Origin of the sequence: Runella limosa DSM 17973 (assembly GCF_000482465.1) — a bacterium.
In the GTDB taxonomy this organism is placed as follows: Bacteria; Bacteroidota; Bacteroidia; order Cytophagales; family Spirosomataceae; genus Runella; species Runella limosa.
Genome location: NZ_KI519420.1, coordinates 1,332,348 through 1,352,052 on the forward strand (window position 1 = coordinate 1,332,348; position 19,705 = coordinate 1,352,052).

General features: G+C 43.7%; 9 protein-coding genes. All 9 read left to right on the top strand.

Annotated elements, in window-relative coordinates:
- The first annotated feature begins 98 nt into the window (after nt 1-98).
- A complete protein-coding gene (locus tag K339_RS0115610) occupies nt 99-4,757 on the top strand; it encodes a hypothetical protein (RefSeq protein WP_211243803.1) in 4,659 nt (1,552 codons plus the stop codon).
- 2 nt (nt 4,758-4,759) lie between these two features.
- Nucleotides 4,760-5,551, top strand: coding sequence for a hypothetical protein (locus tag K339_RS0115615; protein ID WP_028524429.1), 792 nt, complete (start codon nt 4,760-4,762; stop codon nt 5,549-5,551).
- Nucleotides 5,548-6,033 carry a hypothetical protein gene (locus K339_RS0115620; protein ID WP_028524430.1) on the top strand — a complete coding sequence of 162 codons (486 nt, stop codon included), beginning with the start codon at nt 5,548-5,550 and terminating at the stop codon, nt 6,031-6,033. The genes K339_RS0115615 and K339_RS0115620 overlap by 4 nt, the downstream gene beginning before the upstream one ends.
- Before the next feature lie 25 nt (nt 6,034-6,058).
- Nucleotides 6,059-6,445, top strand: coding sequence for a hypothetical protein (locus K339_RS0115625; RefSeq protein WP_028524431.1), 387 nt, complete (start codon nt 6,059-6,061; stop codon nt 6,443-6,445).
- Between the two features lie 133 nt (nt 6,446-6,578).
- Nucleotides 6,579-8,498, top strand: coding sequence for a hypothetical protein (locus K339_RS0115630; RefSeq protein WP_028524432.1), 1,920 nt, complete (start codon nt 6,579-6,581; stop codon nt 8,496-8,498).
- Between the two features lie 13 nt (nt 8,499-8,511).
- Nucleotides 8,512-12,051 (top strand): hypothetical protein, encoded by a 3,540-nt coding sequence (locus K339_RS0115635; protein ID WP_028524433.1) that lies wholly within the window; start codon nt 8,512-8,514, stop codon nt 12,049-12,051.
- A gap of 26 nt (nt 12,052-12,077) precedes the next feature.
- A complete protein-coding gene (locus tag K339_RS0115640) occupies nt 12,078-14,273 on the top strand; it encodes a fibronectin type III domain-containing protein (protein WP_028524434.1) in 2,196 nt (731 codons plus the stop codon).
- A 586-nt stretch (nt 14,274-14,859) separates the two neighbouring features.
- Nucleotides 14,860-15,291 carry a peptidase associated/transthyretin-like domain-containing protein gene (locus tag K339_RS0115650; RefSeq protein WP_157607605.1) on the top strand — a complete coding sequence of 144 codons (432 nt, stop codon included), beginning with the start codon at nt 14,860-14,862 and terminating at the stop codon, nt 15,289-15,291.
- 8 nt (nt 15,292-15,299) lie between these two features.
- On the top strand, nt 15,300-19,373 hold the full coding sequence (locus K339_RS36005) for a T9SS type A sorting domain-containing protein (protein ID WP_028524437.1): 4,074 nt from the start codon (nt 15,300-15,302) through the stop codon (nt 19,371-19,373).
- The last annotated feature ends 332 nt before the right edge of the window (nt 19,374-19,705 follow it).

The following is a 19,705-nucleotide window of genomic DNA, read 5'->3' on the forward strand; positions in this document are numbered from 1 at the left end:
TACGAATGTATTCGGTAGTAAAAACTTGATATTTATTACGTATGACGTTTTCTATCAAATCTTTCGTTCGGACCTGTTGTCTGTTTACTTTACTGCTGTTGGCTACTTTGATAGCCCAAGGAAAAGAGAAGATTGAAAGTCCTAATAAGCCAATTGAGGGTAAAAACTCCGTGCCAGCTTTGCATGTGCCGTGGGTATATCGTAACCATCCGATGTTGTCTAAGCCTGTTTTACCCCTTAGCTTAGACCCCATTCGTTTTACACTACATGCCTCTCAACCAACGATTTCGGTGGGAGAAGAAGTAGAAATTACAATTACGGCGCAACTTCTTGATATTCCAGCAAGTTCATTTTTTGTATTTGAAGAGCAAAAAAGCTTCTCGCTCAAACTTTTGCTCCCCAAAGGGTTTGTCCAAACGGGCGGAGACTATCAAGAGTACATAGGTGCCCAGCTTTCAACCCAAAATAATACCTTTACCAAACGCATTCGAGGTGTTTTTACTTCTCTTTCTGAGAACCCTTGCTTTGTGCTTTTACGTGGTGCGTATCATGCCAACTCGTCTAGTGTATTTGAACAAAAGCAAGTACTCTGCCTTACCTCAAAAAAGACGCCTCAGGCTACTCGGGTTGCCGACTGTGTTTCGCCCGTTCTTGCTCCCATTGCTCCTCAGACAATTTGTTATGGAGGAGCTTTTTATATGGTCAGCACAAGTGTATCCAACGGCGTAGAGGTGTATTATCAATGGTACAATGATAATGGTCCCGCTAACAATAATACGAACCCAATCGCGGGAGAAAACCGAGCTAACTTACGGAGCTTTCCAACATCGCCTGGTGAATATAAATACAAAGTTGTCGCTACTTCCTCGGCAAACGCTTCTTGTACGGCTTCGCAGACTGTCATCCTGACCATCAATGCTGCCCCTACCATTACTGCGACCACAAGTACAAACCCCAACTGCGCACCCAGCTATGGGGGATCCATTTCGGTTACTGGTGCGGGAGGCACGACCTTCCTCTACTCCAAAGATAATGGGGGGAATTGGGTGGATTTGACAGGTAGCAACAGCCAAAATGAAATCACGCGTAATACCATGCTATCCACTCCTCAAAAAGATGTAGCAAAGGTAAAAATTACGCTCGAAGAGGGCTTTGGTCTCTTACCTGGAGGAGAATACACGGGCGAAATCCGTAACGAGTCTTCAGCGCCTACCTTTGATGGCCTTGCGGCGGGGACATATAGTATTCGGGTAAAAAATGAAAATGGCTGTATTTCTGCCCCTACGGCTGTTACCCTCAGCAACCCCAACGCTCCTGCCATCTTTAACATAACAGGGGGTGGAGCCTGTTTTACCAACGGCGCCCCCATCAACCTAAGTGGTTCAGCAACGGGTATCAACTATTATTTAGTTAGAAATGGCGTGGCGGTTACGGGGGCAATCGCTGGAACGGGTGGCGTACTGAGCTTGGGAAACCACTCGACCGAAGGAACCTATACCGTCGTGGCTACCAATCCTACTACTGGGTGTAGCGCTCAGATGAGTGGTACTGCCGTAGTTAGCGCTGGCACGCCTTCTGCTCCTACCATCGACTCAGAGGCCACCACCGTTTGTGCTGGTCAGTCCATCACACTCACCACCAGTTCAAGCTGTGCAGGTACGTTGGTATGGAGCCCTTCTGGAGGAACTTTGAGCAACAACAACACAACCTATACCGTTAGTCCTTCGGTTACTACCTCCTACAGTGCTAATTGCCACGTCAATGATTGTATTTCGGAAGCTAGTAATAGCCTTATGGTGACAGTGACAACGCTGGCCGCTCCGACCATTGGTGGCGAAAATTCGCGCACGCTTTGTCCTGATACCCCAGTCACGCTCGTTGCTACGGGATGCTCCTCTACAGTATCTTGGAGTTATACCCTGAGTAGCGGAGCAGCGGGGACACTTGCTTTTACTGGAAATTCACTTGAGTTGACTTTTGCAGGCTCAACCATCTCCGCTTGGAACGAGGGCGATGTGCTTTCGCTACGGGCAACCTGTACTTCTTCTTCTTGCGTCTCGCCGCCTTCTAATGCGGTAGAGGTAGTCAAACAAGCAAGTTGTAGCACCTCTACGGCCTTGGCCGACTGTGCCTTTTACATCAAAGCCGCCGATGCACAAGGAACCGAAACCACGAAACTAACGCGTACAGGAGCAGGGGGCAGTACTTTTCAGCCGCTTACACTCTCGGCCCAAACGTTAGAAAGTACTTCTCCCACGGGTGTCACCTACAGTTGGACAGGCCCAGGCATCACAACCCCACTCACCACCGCCCAGATTTCAGCTACCCAAGTAGGCGAGTACAAACTTGTACTAACTCCCACATCGGGCACTGGGGCTCCCTGTGAGTTATACATTACCCTCAGTGGTGTACCTTGTACCATCCCAACCGCAGCAGCCTGTGGTATTCCCACAAACATCACACCTTCTGACCAAGGTGGCCCTTATCTCGCCTCTCTCGCCCCAGGCGATCAGTTTACGGCCAATGATTATGTCATTACAGTAACAAGTGTCACTATCACCCCTCCCTCAACAGGGGAGGGGACGGGGGTGGGGTTCTCAGGCGAAGGCTACGCCCGAATGAAACTCACCAATGGCTTTAGCATAGACGTACCCGTTGTGTTTGGGCAAGCCAATGGAAGTGGTTCAACAGCCGCTACCACACCCATCAAACTCAATACCTGCTACCAACTCGTAGAGGGTACGGTATTTACACAATTTGACCCTTCTTGGGCGAATATTGCGGATGTGGATAATGCAATTGCAGCGTTAGATGATGCCAAAGAGCTTATTGGTGACTGGTTAGAGTCCTTTCAAGGCACGCCTGACCAGATGGAAACCTTCAATGAAAACATCAAGCCATTACTAACACCCTATGCGGATGACCCTCGCGTGCAGGATGCCATTACCAAGTTAGAGCAGCTTACGACGGCTTGCCCTAATTACCAACCCAATGCAACACAAACTACAACCTGCCAAGCCGCCATTGATGCTGCTAAAGCTGCTTACGTTGTACTTCAAGAGTTTATAGATGATTTACCCCCTTTCCCAGGCTATTTACTTCCCGGAGTATTATCTATACCTGGTGGTCGTGTTTTGTCTGATGCACCTGACGAAACAGTAATAACAGTAGCCGCATTGAACGCCTGCGCAATTGCTAACTGTAACAATCAAACAGATCCTGTACGCCGCTTTTGGGGCCAAGTACATGGACCCAGTTATGACTTTTGGTCGGTCTTTAGCAATGGCAAGAAGTACTATGTTATGCGAACCTATGAAAATCTCTACCAAGAGGTGTACTATTATGTACCTTACGGAGGTAGCGAATACAAAGTGTTTTATCCAAACAACGGACAAACTTCTGCTGCCGCTTTTGCTGATGCAGGTGCTAAATTGGTGTTTGACGTAGGAGTAATGATAGCTACAGGAGGGGGAGCGTCTGTTACTGAAGCTGTAGTTACCAACGTAGCTGATGCCTTTATTTCAGCCCTCGAAGAAAGCAATGGTGATTTGTCACAATTTAATTCTTCATTAGCTACCAATTTGGCTTTCAGTAGCCTTGATTTTGCTGAAGCAGCAGGCCCTGTGTTCAAAAACTTGGTCAATAAATTCAAGCCCAATTGGGGAGCTTTTACGCAAGCGGCTCGTAATCGACTCAATACGCTTCGTTCTCAAACAGGTTGGGTAGCTCAAGTCACGAGCTACAAAAACAGTATTTCACCTAAACTTCTTCCCAATTATGGAAAGGTAGTAAAAGGAACATTAAGTACAGTGGTGAATGGATTATCGAGCATTGGTGCCAAAATAGACCACAAAAACAAACAAATCTTGGATGCAGCAGGAAATACAATTGCTACCTTCCAAGGTAAGGTATTGAAATTCACAGATAAAGTCATCCCGCAGGGATGGATTAATAGGAACACATTAGTAGATGTTGAGGTAGAAGAAATTGTCAATGGTGTTGCAGTAAAACAAAAACGTGATGTAGATGTTTGGACTTGCCCTACTTTTATTCCCCCACAAGGAGCACGGATAGCTGCTAATGAATGTATTATTTTAGCCAAGAGAGCTATTCGATTATCCAAACTAAAAATAACTGATTTAGATGGATTAGCTGCCAAAACTATGTCCGCAAGTGGAAGAGTTCCTCTGAGTAACTCCCTAAGAATCAAGCCTGATGATAGCGACCCACTTATCAGTAAAATAAACGATATTATCGCAGCAGGCGAAGATTCAAGGCTTGCGGGAGAGCTCTCGGAGCAACTTGCAGAACAAATGCTGGAAACCGACGGATTTAAAGCTGTGGCAAAAGATTTAATTAAATACCGAGGTGGTTCAGGCAATGGATTTGACAATGTACTTACAATTCCCGAAATTGATTTCACAAAACCGCTTGAACAGATTAACTTACAAACTATCATCATCAATGAATCCAAAACATTGAACGGTGGCAAAATCAAGCTCAAAACCAATGTGAATAACCCCGACCTTGACGAACTCGAAGCAGGCGATGGTATCGCACAAATGAGTGATGTTTGGATTAGAAAAGTAGCAAACTCAATTAAATTGGAGGGAGAAACACAGAATAATATCAATAAAATTAAGTTTGCTGAGATTCTTTTAAACCATATAGAGGGAGGAAAAAAAATTATCAAATCGGTCTCTGCGGTGGATACCCGGAACGGAAAAAAAGAAGTAATTTTTCAAAAAATAAATTAAAGATGTCTTTAACACCCTTGGAATTCATTACTTATTACTTTGAAGACTCAAATAAAAAAGAGTCTCGTTCGATTTACAATGTATATAACAGTGGGGGCTTAATAAATAATATTCACCCAACTGCATCTCTTTGGGAATGTAACCACCACAAGGGCTGGTATAATGCGTTGGTGGATAACAATGGAGCGAAGGCGCGGCAACATTTTTATGTTTGTGGGCGGTTGGATGAGTTTGTAAATCATACTTTCAAAAAAACGGAATCTGAAAAATGCTTTTATCACGATTTTCATTTGATGAACGCCCTTTTGAGCGACTGTCAACCATTGGTTCAACGCTACATCAAGCTAAAATATCCTCGTATGATTGATGGACTGAAAAAACGAAACGAAGGGCTTTTTCCACAAACACTCATGTCGGTCTTACGTCAAGATTGGGAGGTGGTAGATTTTGTCATCAATCGCATTACCAATCATAAGCTCAAAGATGATGAGCGTTATATCGCATGGCGCAATTATTTTACAGGGCTGCGGCATCAGCAACAGCCGCAAGTGGAAGAGGCATTGGCGGCTTTATTGCAACCGCCTGTTATTACCCGACTCAACCAAAATTTTCTTGGCTGGGAAAAAGACCTTATCGTACCGCAAGTAGTAGTATTTGCCAAAGTAGCCAAACTTCGAGGTATGGACATTGCCCTAAATCACCCAATGATTCCTAACGAACTGATTGACATCAAACCCAATGATGAATACGACGATTTGTATGATTTCTTGAAAACTTTTAAATTAACTTTATGACCACTCGTCTTACCCTTATTTTAGGGGCTGCCGCCGTCTATATAGGCTATCGTCTATTCCAAAACTACCGTACCAAAGCAGGTACGCAAAGCTTAATCAAGCAGTTAAAAAAAGACTCAAGCGTAGGAGAGGCATTTGCCGAGGAGTTTTCTATCACAGTGGCCAAGCAAGCTATTTCCAATCCCAATTGGCCGCAAACTCTTCAACCTTACATGGAGGGGCAACAAACACGGCTCGGAGATTTTGTGATACAACACGCCCAAACCCTCGCCGATGGGAGTTACCTTTTGGTCACCACGGCCGATTATCGCGAAAACTCCCAAGCCAGCCGAGGCATGGCAACCAACGACGTACATAATCTCAACTTTGTCCTAAAAACCACCGATACCCAACACATCCTCTACTCCGATCTCCACACCGATTTAGTGGATAAAACCTTACGCAGTGATTTTGCCAAAATACTTTTTCAACACATTCAATAATTTGTTTTCATTTAACCATTCACCCATGTTCAAAAGTCTTGCTTCCTTTTTCGTTATTGTTGTTTTGTTAGTTGGCTGTAAGTCCAAATCCGAGGAGTGCATCGCCCCCGCCATTGATAAAAATCTGGTAGGTACGTGGAAAGCTGTTGTCATCGAGGATAGTGAGGAGTCGGGTACAGGTACGCTCACTTTCAATGCCGATGGCACAATCAACGACCCTGGGAATATATTTTTGGGCAGCCCCGTTTCAAAATCCACTTGGAAAGTAGTAAGCGGAGATGTAGAAACGACATTCTCTACCAATAGTGCTCCAATTTCGACAGTGTCGTTTACGTTCAAAGTCAAGGAAAACACCTGTACCAAAATAGTCCTCGACGTCTTTGGTTTGTACACCGTCGAGCTTACGAAATAAATAGACATTTCTTTGTCACCCCAACGATTGCGAGCATCTAAATCGTCGGGGTGACAAAATAGGTGGGAAAAGAAAAACACAATCAATCCATTTGTCCGATTGAATTAATACATTTATTCAATATAGCATTTGTATGCGTACATTTTTACAAACGGTATTAGTCATTAGCGCGATTCTGTTGGGTATTGCCTCAATCACTCACGCCCAACGGGTAGTCGCCAGTGATTCAATTCCCTTGTTTTACAGCACCGCCGATGAGATGGGAAACTCTAGCGTAGCCCCCGTACTCAAGACCAAAGGACGCGTTACCCAACTAGCACTCACCCCCGAGGGCACTATCACCATTTCGGCTTTTAGGCAACACGTTGGCTTTTTTGATGCCAGCCCCACCAAAGGCCTGCCTGTGGGCGCCAATTCCCTGCCTGGCTTGGTGCAGTATCGCTATGACCCTGCTACGGGCTTACAGCCCATCAGTACGGGTATTTTCAACCTCAACGGAGGCTTGCGTCAGCCCATACCGTACAAATTCTTCGACTTGATTAGCAACCGAGGTACCATCAACAAAGACAAGCCCTTGGCTACTTCGGAGTCGGGCTTGGATTACCTTGCTACCCTGTCGAGCCAGCCCAAAGCACTTGCCTACGAAGGAGAACGCAAAACCGTGCGGCGGATTTTTCTCAACGGCGGAGCCTTGCGTTATCAAACCATCCGTTATTACTACGCACCCTATGCCGCCATGTACTTAGTGGCAGGAACCAACGAACGAGAATTAGCCGCGATTCGCCCCAAAAACGCGTATGTTGTAGATAATGACCGCGTTCAGGTGTTGGTACGCGATGGCAACGGGGTTCGTATGATTGATTCTACGGGCAAATCACAAGCCATCGACCTACCCATCGATAAAGACATGAGTATTCGGGCCGAAAACTCCTACTTTGCCTCGTCGGGCAGTGGTTTTTTTGATATTGCCAAAACCAATACTGAGTTAGGGCTGGATTTGGTTTTCGGGCCTGCTTTGATGGCCAAAAACCAAGATAGTTCATTTGTATTTGTACGCCTAGACAAACAGGGGAAAGTGGTATGCCACTATCGTTTCAAAATCCCCATTGAAGCAGGCTATACGGGCGCACCTCTGAACGGGTCGTGGATGGCGGGTAACGAGAAAGAGAGCCTACTGCACATTGAGTTCAGCAAAGGGCTATTTAAGACAATGGCCTTCAACGTTAAAATCAACACTGCTACGGGGGTAGTATATGTCAAAGAAGAATCCAAAGATGACCAGCGCAAAGTAAAAATGCCCGCAGCAGGCATTGCCAAACAATTTTATCACTTGGTGTCACTACCCAATGGCGACAACCTGGCCGTGAGTGTCAACAGCACCTCCACCGCTGGCGACGACCACTACAGTACGGTACACCTTTCGGCCGACGGCGTACTAAAAAACTACTACGCTCACAACCGACTGGCGTTTCGGTCTCAACTTTTTGTCAACCGTGTACCCGTTTGTATTGCTCTCAAGGATGGGCGCATTTTGCTCCTTACCGATGAACCATGGGGGAGCTCAGTACCTTACCAACCCTACGGAAATATAGACCTTGAATTAGCGTCGGGTTTTGCGGCTCAAATCCAATCGTTGGCCGAGGTTGACAAGCCCAACTTGCTTTTCAACGCTACGACGCTACAACAGCGCTGGAGCCAAGCCAATAACTCAACGGGAAATCGACTTTTGGGGGCGCTTGATCGACTTTCGGGAAGCGACCCGCGTGCTACTGGTAAAGAATACACCGAAAAACGACAACTCCAAATGGAATCGCAAGAATACATTACCTACCCCGTCATGTATCTAATCGATCCACAAAAAGGAACGTCAGAGACGGTGAAGGGGCCTTATGGTTTTGTGATTCCCCAGCAGACCTACGCTTTTTATGACTACCCTAAAAATGAACTACACTTTTTGTTGAGGTCAACTCCTGGTAACAGGCTTCAACCTTACAAAGGAACGCCCATGACAGGTGTATTTCTGAAGTTATTTAAACTGGATTTAACCAAGTAATTTCGAGTTATCAATGAACCATTTTTTTCACTTTATCGCGGCTCTGTTACTCATCGGGAACGTTGTAGCTGCCCCTCATAAAGGAGGAGACCCGATAGGCAAAGAAAAGACCCCATCGGCTACTACGCCCACCAAGGGAACTACCGCCCCAACGGCGCCTTCCGCTATCATGGCCCAACAGATGATGGAGATGGATGCTGCCTTAGCGACGCTGAACGAACGTCTTGCTGGCCAGCAGACGGTCTTTGCGGCTGATCCAATGGCGGGTATCGCCACTGAGGTATCAGACGATATTGCTGATAACCGCGCTAAAGCCCGAAAAATGTTTAATTATCTTGACCAAAACCCAAGTAAAGTCCTGGAGACGATTACACCAGAAGCATTACTTACGCTGCCAGTGGGGCTTACCAAAAAATTGGGGGACAACTCACGGATTACTTTAGGGGTATTAGAAGCAAAGTTTGAAAAATCTGTGACAAAGCTGACCATTTTTATTAAATTAAACTTTATGGTAAAAGGGAGCAGCGAACCCAACCGCGAACTGTTTTTTGGCGTACAAGACGTCACTTTTACCCGCGAGGGAGGTATCAGCGATTTTACGGCCGCTTTGCTAGGAGATTTTATTTTGCCTATGAAACAATGGAGCATTGTTTTGAAGGGAGCCAACACACCTTATTGCAATGGTCAAACCTGTACTGGGACGATAGCAAATTTTAACTGCGGCGAATTTACTGCTGGTAATCTCTGTGCCGAAGTGATCTTTCCAAGAAATGTACTCAAACCTTATAACACAACCCTGCGCAAAGCGGAAGAAACAGGACGAGTGAGCTTTGGATTTTCTGTTCCATTCAATAGGGAATCTGGAGTACGCGATATGTATTCACAAGTTTGTTTCAATAAACCGTTTTGCGTGGCAGGTAACGCCAATATCGAACGATTTGGGTTTGAAGTTAGCAACGTTACTTATGACGAAAGCGATACCCAAAGCCCTGATTTAGACATTTTTCCTAGCCAATACGAAGGAGATAAAGGACCCACTTGGACGGGTATTGCGATTGGAAAATTTGTGATACACTTGCCTAAGTCGTTCAAAAAATACACTAACGAAGCCGAGACAGGCTCTCTACCTGAAAGTGGCTTTGGTACAAGTGTGGGTGGTAGAGGGCTTATCATTGATCGAACAGGTTTTACAGGAGTTGTCTTTTATGAACACAAGCCTACTGATCCAGCCCCTCAAGCCTATTCAGCCAGTCGTTGGAAAATGACACTAGAAAAAATAGAACTCGCATTTCTACAGAACAAATTCATGGGGGGAAGTTTTGGGGGAGGTATCTCAGTACCATTGGTGGACCATACCTGCGGCGGAAGTTTACTAGCTTATAATGCTACTATTGACCTTGCAGGACAATATTCGTTACGGGTAGGAGCCATTACCGACGTGACAATCCCCATCAAAGCACTTCGAAGTACGGGTAAATTTTATGCAGGCTCCACACTTGAATTGTTGTACGAAAACGATACTTTTTATCCTTCAGCTAACCTAAGTGGAGAACTCAATATCAATACAAAAGTAAAAGACCTTACTGCTTCCAACCATTGTGACAATCCGAGTACTGAATCTCAAACAGCTGACTTTAAGGGTGTTCGTTTTCAGAATTTGATTTTTCGCACCAAAGTAGCTGAGGGGCAGCCCAAGTTTCAGGTAGGTTATTTTGAATACGTTAATAATAGCGAATCAACCATTGCCAATTTTCCCGTTTCTATTACGCGTCTGGCGCGTTTTGAAGGGATGCTCAACGGCCAAGCTCCAACCTCCAACGATTTATGGATAGATTTTGCTTTTAAGATTAGTTTAGCCAAAGAGCAAATCGCAGGTGCGTCTAATCTTATTATCAAGACAAAATACAACGAGGGTTCAGGACTACTTGAATTCCAAGGGGTAAACCTGCGCCGAATTGATGTCAAGGCGAGTTCTTCGGCCTTCCACTTACAGGGATATGTGGACATCTACGAAAACGAAAACCAAAAAGGATTTGAAGGAAAAATTAAGGCCGTTATGCTTAAACCCATGGTTTTTGGCGTAGAAGCCAGCGCTGAATTTGGTTATTGGAAAGGCAATAATACATCTAACGAAGGTGTTCATGGAAATGTAGTTTGTAACCCAGCTAATACAGCCTTCCGTTACGGTTATATTGATTTTTATGCCGGGACGATGTTTAAAGTAACTGGCAACAATGCGGATGGAGACCCAACGTTGACCGCCGTGGCGTCTGACGCAGGCACGGGAACACTCCCAGCAGCCAATGCCATTCCAACGGGAATTGGTGACTTAGCCATCAATGGAGCAGGAATGGGTATTTATTTCAACATGAGACCGTTTTTTAACAATGGAACAGGGACACCTACTACGCCCAAACAAGCTCCTGCCAACCAAGTTATGGTGTATGAACCTTGTTATCAAGTGCCTTTCGGATTCAAGGTAATGCTTGGCTTCCAGCGTGGGATATTACCAAATCCTCCCATGTATGGCCGTATAAATCTTGATATTGCCCTTGACAGAAACTACGGGATTAATAGTGTTTCTATGTACGGGAATGCCGTATTTACCAGTATGTTTTCGCAAAAAATGGGAGATTATGCCCGTCAAGGTTTAGGGGCAATTGTAGATGGAGCAGATGAGCTGTCATTGACAAACCTCGCTACTACTGGCGAAAATAGCCAAATCGAACTCAATAAAAAGGCCGATGCGCTCAATGCCAAAAAGAAAGCCCTGAACTCAAGTGCTGACTTCACCAAAGAAGGGGATGTGGTAGTAGCGGCAGGGATTATGTTGGATATTCCTAATAAGATTTTTCACGCCGAAGCCAGTGCTTTTGTAAACCAATTGGATGCTAATGGAAATGGATTAGTGGGGGTTGGTACCAATGGACAAGTAGGAAAAGTTGTGATTCATATTGATTCCGAAAAATTCTACTTACACGCAGGTAATCCAGCTCCTTTGAGTAATCGAATTGGGTTAAAATACATTTATAACAGTGGGAGTGTAAAAGCCTATGCGGCCTTGTCTGCGTACTTGATGATAGGTAGTGGTGTTCCTACGTTTCCGCCACCACCAACCCGAGTTATTGAATATTTAGGTCTAACCCCTGCTAACTACCAGAAATCACCTGCTGAGTATGCAAGTATCCGTGATGGATTTGCCTATGCACTTGGTGCTGCCGCTACTTTAGATGTAAATATTGATGTGACGCAGAGATATGCCATCATTGGCGAGGCAGATGCGGGAGTTGACTTGTTACTTAGCAATGTTAACAATTGTTCATCAGGAAGTTGGCTTGGGAAAGGTCAGGTTTATGCCTATGCTGCGGCTCGATTGTACAATAAAAAACGTCAAAGAAACGCCGCCTCTTTTGACTTCGGTATGTGGCTGCGTGGCAACGGACTCAAACCTTTTGGTGTAGCGGGAGATGCCTGCATGACTCCACCCATCATCGGTTTTATTACGGGTAAAATTTGCGTAGGCTTTAATGTCGGAACGATTTGTGATAACTAAAAGAGAAAGAAAGACTTCTATCCATCATGAAATATTTTTTTAAACTTACGCTACTACTCGTTTTTGGAAGCTTTGGGGCTTGGTCGCAACAAAATCCCGTTGATAGTATCAAAACCACTTATAAAGACTCCATCAAGGTTATTGCAAGACCTTATTCCGACAAAATCTTGCTTCGATGGATGCCTCTTTCTCCGAAATTGTGGAGAAACTCCATTGCAAGGGGATATACCATCACAAGGCAAACGCTATCTGGAACCAACGTAGTAGCAACTACTTCGTTCACTGTGAAGTTTAATAGTGATAGTACTAAATGGCACCTGGCAGACAGTACCTATTACCAAATGGTATATGATAATCATGATGAAGTTATTGAAATGGGGAGTGATACGTCCGCATCGGTTAATTTACAATATAACTTAGTAGCTGTGGGTGCCGACATGAGTTATGCCGCAGCTAGACTGGGAGGACTGGCTTTTGTTGATTCAACCGTTACCAATGGTGTTACCTATCGATATAGAATAGAACCTACCCCATTAAACCCTGCCCGTAAATCAGCTAAAACAGCAACATCGCCTATCGTGATTGGTATGGATGCGATAGAAGTTACAGCGAGCTCTATTTCATACCCTACACTGGCAGCTCCACAGTTGTCTCGTAAAAAAGGGGTAGTAGAACTTAAATGGGATTTTGATTCCCAAAAAATTTACTACGGAAGCTATGTAATCTACCGATCTACAAATGGTGGGGCTTTTGAAAGGCTTAATAGCCAGCTCTGGACAAAGATGGATAATTCTACTCAATTTGTTTACTATTTAGACTCCATTCCCAATACCACCACGACTTATACCTATCGTTTAGCGGGTAAAACATATTTTGATGAATATATTCCCTCAGTGACCTCAACAATCACAGTCACTAAGGAATTGACACAAATACCTGCCATTAAAAACGTTAGAGTGACAAGCCAAGGTGTTGAAGTAAAATGGCGTTTTCCTGCAGATACAGTGATTTCAAATCTTGCATCGGTGGTTAGTGGTTATCTAATCCATGTTTCTAGCAAAAGTGATAGCGCTTTTCAGTTGATTCGGAGCGTCACAAATCCATCGGATACGGTTGCTTTAATTGATTCAGTGACAATTTCTAACAAAGTTGCTTTTCGTTTGAGCCACTATTATCGAATCGGCGCGATTGGTGTTGGTAATGATACTACTTGGTCTTTGCCTTACATTTTAATACCATCCTCGATAGATGTTCCTCCCGCAAGACCAACTAACTTTCGTTCTGCTAGATATAACCCCTCTAGTACATCGAAGCTACACATGGTACGATTGGACTGGAATGAAAATACAGATGCAGATTTATTAGGCTATCGCGTATATCGAACTATTGGCAATGAGACTGAAAAAATAGATGTCTTTAATGGAATTCGCCGTCGTATATTTACCATAGATACGTTAGGAGAGGACACTGACTACCCCTTAATAAAGTATTACGTATCAGCGGTGGATAGCAACTACCACGAATCTGAGTTAGCCATTATAACCTACCAAAAACCCGACACTCAACCTCCGATTTCACCTGTCATTACAAAATATCAGGTAAAAGGAACGGATGTAGATATATATTGGGCTAAATCTTCTAGCCATGATGTTCAAAGAACTGAAATATGGCGAAAACTAAACGAAGTGTCGGGTACGTGGTCTATCATTAAAACACTGAACGCAACAGATACGACAAGAATGATGACAGATACGAGTTTAATGGTTGGCAAAACCTACGTATATACAGTTGCGGCATTTGATTCTAGTGGGAACAAATCATGTTATGATGTTCCAAAGTTCCAATCATCGCAGAATGTGGGCGATTGTTATCAACTAGTAATTGTCGAAATTGTTACAGACCAGAAGCCTACGTTTACAAATTTAACAGCTACTATTGATAGTGTAAGTACAACGCCAGCGATTACGCTTCATTGGAGTTATACAGCGTCTGATATTGAACATTTTGAGTTATATCGTTCAGAGACCCCCAAAGTGACTAATGGAACCAATACCACGACCAATTTTACACTTTGGCGTACACTAAATGCGGTAGAAAACAGTACTCAAGAAGATGAGCCAAAGTATTCTTACACTTTCAAATATGGCATTAGAGCAGTATTTAAAGATGGAAGAACCAGCAATATGAAACAAATGACAGTTGTTATGCCTGATAAATTGTAACGGGGGGTAATAGGCTGGACAATTGATATCAAAGAAAATATCGACTCAAAAAAAGTCGATATTTTCTTTGAAAGAAGTAATTTTCAGTTTGAAAAGTGGCGAAATTATAAAAATATCCATTATTTTTTATATGTATGTAATTACCGTTTACTAAATCATTAAAAAATAACATTGACTTTCTAACTAAAGTGCCTATCTTTCTACATACATTCACCCTTATCTACACTAATGCCTATGAAACATCCCTGATTTTTGTAATAAAACTTCACTTTTAAAAAAATGTATGAAGATGAAACTCTTATTTAAGCCATGGCTGTATGCAGCTGGTATTATAAATGGGATAGACTTTATTATTTATACTGGAGCAGAACAATATTTTTCAGTCTCAGGTAAATTTCATAATACTGTGGAGAGGAACTCACAATTGCTCAGAAGAAAGTTGGATAATTACAGGAAAATGGGCTCTATAAATTTTTAACACATGGTGGAGGTATTTAATTATGTTTCAGAGAAGTTATTAACTGACTCTATTTTATTTCTTCCACCCAATGGAAAGGTGAGTAATTAAATTTAAAATACAAATGCTATGAAACGAAGACAATTTATCAGAACCGCAACCACACTACCTCTATTGGCACTTGCAGCTTGCGAGAAAAACCTCCCCTCTACTCCCACTGTCGTGACAGGGAAAGTAACAGATGAAAACAATTTGCCCGTGGAAGGTGTGGAATTTTTGTTTTATGGAACCAATAAGAAAGGGTTATCAGGGATACCAACTTTTGACCTATCGGCAACATCAGACAAAGAAGGCATTTATCGCTTTTCGCAAGTAATACCGAATGGGACAGATAATGCCTCCATCTTGCCTCAAGAGACTAACAAATTTCGGTTTGGCATTGACTATTCTATTTTCTTTTACAAAGATGGAATAGCTAATGCAGCAACAGCCCCTATTGAAATTGAACGAAAAAACTACGGGAAAGAAAACGTAATTAATTTCCAAATCCGAAAAAAATAATATCATCTATGAAAAAGCACCTACCTATAATTTTCGTGTTTACAATCATTTGTCTGACCTCTGTTTTATCACAGGCTCAATTTGAGAAAGAGAATAAAGAAGCACTGGCCGCCATGGATACCACTGCCTTGAAAGGTAAGGCATTCCTCAACAAAGCGTCATTTATCAGGCAATTTATCGAACCGTTACGTTCCAAAGAAAAAAACAAAGAAGGGAATCCCATTCTTACCTTATCCTCTCTGCATTTTGAAGCCTTAACTCAGATGGTTGAAAAAGCGGATTTGAATGATAAACCCAAACCCAAAGAAATTACGGATATTCAGACGCGGAGTCGTGACCAAATCACCAGCAGCAACGTAATTCCGATTGGTATCCTCAATGCCGATGCGACGTTTTTGACCCAAGCTCAAGTCAACGACAATATCAAGGCCAAAAACCAGGGCAAGAAAGCCGATGAGAAAGCCTACGAAAACATTGAGATGATTGCGGCGGGGTTGCTGCAAGGCGAGGTTTTTCAGGCGGATGTACAGTTTCAGATAAGCCCTAAATTGGTTCAAACCAATATCAAAAACCCCATAGAGGGCCTCGAAATAGATTTTCAAGACGGCAAAGGTTGGCAACGCTACGAATATACAGAGCGGTTGATTCCGCATCGGTTTACTACCACAGGTACAGTTGCGATTGCACTCAAACTCATTACCAAACGAGGCATCTATATCACTTATTGCCCGCTTCAAATCAAAGCATTGGAACGACCCACGTTTTTTGCTACGGGCAAAATAGCCGCCCCCAAAGTAAAAAATGGTCGTTTAGCAGAAAATGTAGCGGGGGCAGAATATGCTATTCTGACGGGATGCGATGGTGTACTCGACCGCCCTATTATCATTGCAGAGGGCTTTGATGTAGGGCAAGATATCAATATGTCTGATATTTATACAAAGTATTATCCGTTTTTGTACACATTCCGTAACAATGGCTATGATTTAGTCTTTGTCAACTACGACGACGGGCGCGATTACATCCAAAACAACGCGCAGGTACTTAAAAGAGTCATTAATGAAATAAACAGCCGAAAAGTAGGGAGCTATCCATTGGTGGTGGTAGGTGAAAGTATGTCTGGTTTGGTGGCAAGGTGGGCACTGCGCGAAATGGAGAATGCGGGGCAAACCCACAACGTAAGCCACTTTATTTCGTTTGATACTCCTCACCAAGGAGCAAATGTGCCGCCAGGATTAGTGGCTATGCGGCGAAATTTGGAAGCACTCGCAGGTTTTCGGGTTTCAGCTTTGGTTAAACTATTTGTTCCTGAGGTTCAGGCCATTGATACGCCTGCAGCACGGCAACTACTCCTGTATCACAATGGTACTGCCCGACATCCAGACTTTGATAGTTTTCGTCAGGGTTTAGTCAATCTGGGCAATGGGGGCTATCCAGCTCAATGCCGAAACGTTGCTTTGCTTAACGGGAGTTTGTCAGGAGTCAGGCAAAATAATGCAACGGGTGGTGGCCTAAACCCCGGAGATAGAATATTAGATGTAGATTTTTGGGGAATATTATGCAACGCCTTTCTTTCAGCTTGGACCAATAACCTTAACCAGAATACAATGGTCTATGAAGGGGCAGGAATTGGCATCTGCAATGGTGCCAGTTATGGAAATTTACATGTCAATTTACCGTTCAATTTTGATCGCCTTCCCGGAGGATTTATTAATCCTAATTTCGACAATTTTTCGTGGCCTTTGATGGGTTATGTTGAACCCAGATTTTCATTTGTACCTACCTTTAGCTCAATTGATTATCGGGGAACACTCAACTCCGACAATGATTATACCTTTGCTATCAGCAACAACATCATCAATGCCAACAACCAAGTCATTCGCCCCGATTTGACTCCTTTTGCAGCTATTTATGGAAATAACGATAATAATACAGACCATTCATTTTCACAGCCAATTACTTCAGCTTGGAACACTTTAGCGCAACGGGAGTTTGGGTTAAGTCAATTTACCATACAATCAGGCTGTACGTTGCCTATTCCTCCTGCGGTGGTGGAAACCCGCCAAGAAGGTCGTTGGGGACAGTGGGTAAACCGTCCCTTGACTACGGTTTGTAAACACACGCCCACGTGGAAATTACCACCTGCCCCTAATGTGGTTACACTTCTTATTCCGAATGGAGACCAAATAAACAACTACCGACAGTTCATCCGGGTAGAAGGAAATGGTCATTCCCTAGTGCTGGGTGTGGATGCCACTAATCGGGTTCGATTCAATTATAACAATCTTCCCATTGGTACTTACACTATTTCAGCCGTCAGACAATATTTTGGCACAAGCACAGGAGAAGTAAGTACTTCTGGTACATTTCAAATCATAGGCAATTGCCGAATCGGTGTAGGATGTCCCGCCGATGAAGATGAAGGCGAGATTATCGGGACATTGGTTAATGAAGATAAAGTTTGCTATGCCCACAAGGTTAACGGTACATGGATAGCCGCGCTGGAGGATGGTTCTTTTGTATCGCGCAGTCGTTTGATAGCGAACGGTATAAGTGTTGACGGAGCTAATTGTTTTGCAGAAACCGACCCGCAGGGTAGCAATCCTGCCTCTTCATGCCCCAATTTAGGGAGTATCAGTTATCAACGTTGGGAAAATATCGGAGGAGGTACAAGTATTACTGATTTTCGTAACGCAACCGCCAATCTTACCACTTCACCAAGTTTTTCACAGAATCTTGCCCTCTTTGAAGCACCAATCAATATAGCTGATAGCTATGGTGCGCGTTTTCGAGGATACATTTGTCCGCCTACTACCGGCAATTATACCTTTTGGGTTGCGGGAGATGACAACGTGGAACTATGGCTTAGTACAAATGAAGACCCGGTCAATGCGCAAAGAATAGCTTATCATAACAATTGGACAAATCCCCAAGATTGGTTTCTTTTCAATTCTCAACAGTCTGTGTATGTCAATTTGCAAGCAGGACAGAAATATTATATTGAAGCAGTAATGAAAGAAGGCTTTGGCGGTGATAACTTGGCTGTAGGCTGGCAATTACCCAACGGAGCAATGGAGCGGCCCATCCCTGGCAATAGGTTGATACCTTTCGATGGAGGAAGCGGTAGCAGTTGTAATTTCAGTCTTTCGCCAAGTAGCAGCAACGCAACGCCGAGCTGTGGCGCCAGTGTCACTCTAAATGCCAATTGCAGCGGTAGCGATTGTGGTGGTGTGAGCTACACTTGGAGTGGAAACGGCCTAAGCAGTAGTAGCAGTTCGGTTAGTACCAACGTCCCCTCTTCCAATGGCACTTATACCTACACTGTAACCGCCTCTAAATCAGGTTGCGGAAATCAGGCGGGTAGTGTTAATGTAACTGTCAGTGGATGTAGTAGCGGAGGTGGAAGTCTCAATCAATGTATTGAATCTGAAAGCTCGTCGGGCTCGGGAGCCATTACAAGCGATCCTAACGCCTCAAATGGCTCTACCCGTGGGGAAGAAAACAACTATAACCATTATGTAGATTATGTTGTCACTAGTGTCCCTTCGGCGGGCACGTACTACGTCAAATTGCGTTATTATTCGTCGGCTGCTCCTACCATTGGGGTACAAATCAACGGAGGGGGAAGCAGTAATATCTCACTCCCAAGTAGTGGCTCTTGGAACATCGTGTGGGCTGAACATACCTTTACAGTCAGCCTATCGGCAGGTACAAATACGATTCGTATCCAAGGAGTAAGCGGAGGTAGCTGCCGTCAAGACCGTATTTGTGTGAGCAGCAATCCGCCACGGATAGGGCTAGAAAAGGAAGGTTTGGCAACCGATACTGAGGTATCTATCTTAGAACTGTATCCTAATCCTACGGGAGGAAAAGTAACCGTCCAGTATTATTTGGAGAAAGGTCAAAAAGCCAGTTTGCAATTTATCAATGCGAGTGGGCAGGTTTTGTTGCAAAAATCACTCACGGGAGAAGGAAATTGGCAAAAAAGTCAAGCAGATTTATCTGAGCATCCCGAAGGCAGTTACGCGGTTCGGATGGAGACTCAAGAAAAGATAGTCTCGCGGAAGTTTTTGATTATCAAATAATATTTTTAGTTCCCATAAAAAAGGCGATTCTCAAAGTGAGTCGCCTTTTTTATGGGAATGATAATTAAGCTGTTTAAAAATGGGTTTGATAACTTTAGGTGTCAGTAAATCTGTAGAGAAAAAGTATTGGAAGGGTTCGTCTAGGAGTAATGTACCCTAGGCGTTTGAGCAGGTTAGGATGGTTTTAGATCGGATAATGATGCAAATACTCATTTCAGGGACAGGCTTAGTATAGGATTGGGTTGGATAAACATCACTAACATTGGTATTAGTCCTTGAATTTTTGCTATAACCAGTGCCGTTTCGAAATCAATTCATTTTATGACGTATTA

Coding starts and splice junctions, on each gene's coding strand:
- K339_RS0115615 (WP_028524429.1), top strand. CDS start 4,760: ATGTCTTTAACACCCTTGGAATTCATTACTTATTACTTTGAAGACTCA.
- K339_RS0115620 (WP_028524430.1), top strand. CDS start 5,548: ATGACCACTCGTCTTACCCTTATTTTAGGGGCTGCCGCCGTCTATATA.
- K339_RS0115625 (WP_028524431.1), top strand. CDS start 6,059: ATGTTCAAAAGTCTTGCTTCCTTTTTCGTTATTGTTGTTTTGTTAGTT.
- K339_RS0115630 (WP_028524432.1), top strand. CDS start 6,579: ATGCGTACATTTTTACAAACGGTATTAGTCATTAGCGCGATTCTGTTG.
- K339_RS0115635 (WP_028524433.1), top strand. CDS start 8,512: ATGAACCATTTTTTTCACTTTATCGCGGCTCTGTTACTCATCGGGAAC.
- K339_RS0115640 (WP_028524434.1), top strand. CDS start 12,078: ATGAAATATTTTTTTAAACTTACGCTACTACTCGTTTTTGGAAGCTTT.
- K339_RS0115650 (WP_157607605.1), top strand. CDS start 14,860: ATGAAACGAAGACAATTTATCAGAACCGCAACCACACTACCTCTATTG.
- K339_RS36005 (WP_028524437.1), top strand. CDS start 15,300: ATGAAAAAGCACCTACCTATAATTTTCGTGTTTACAATCATTTGTCTG.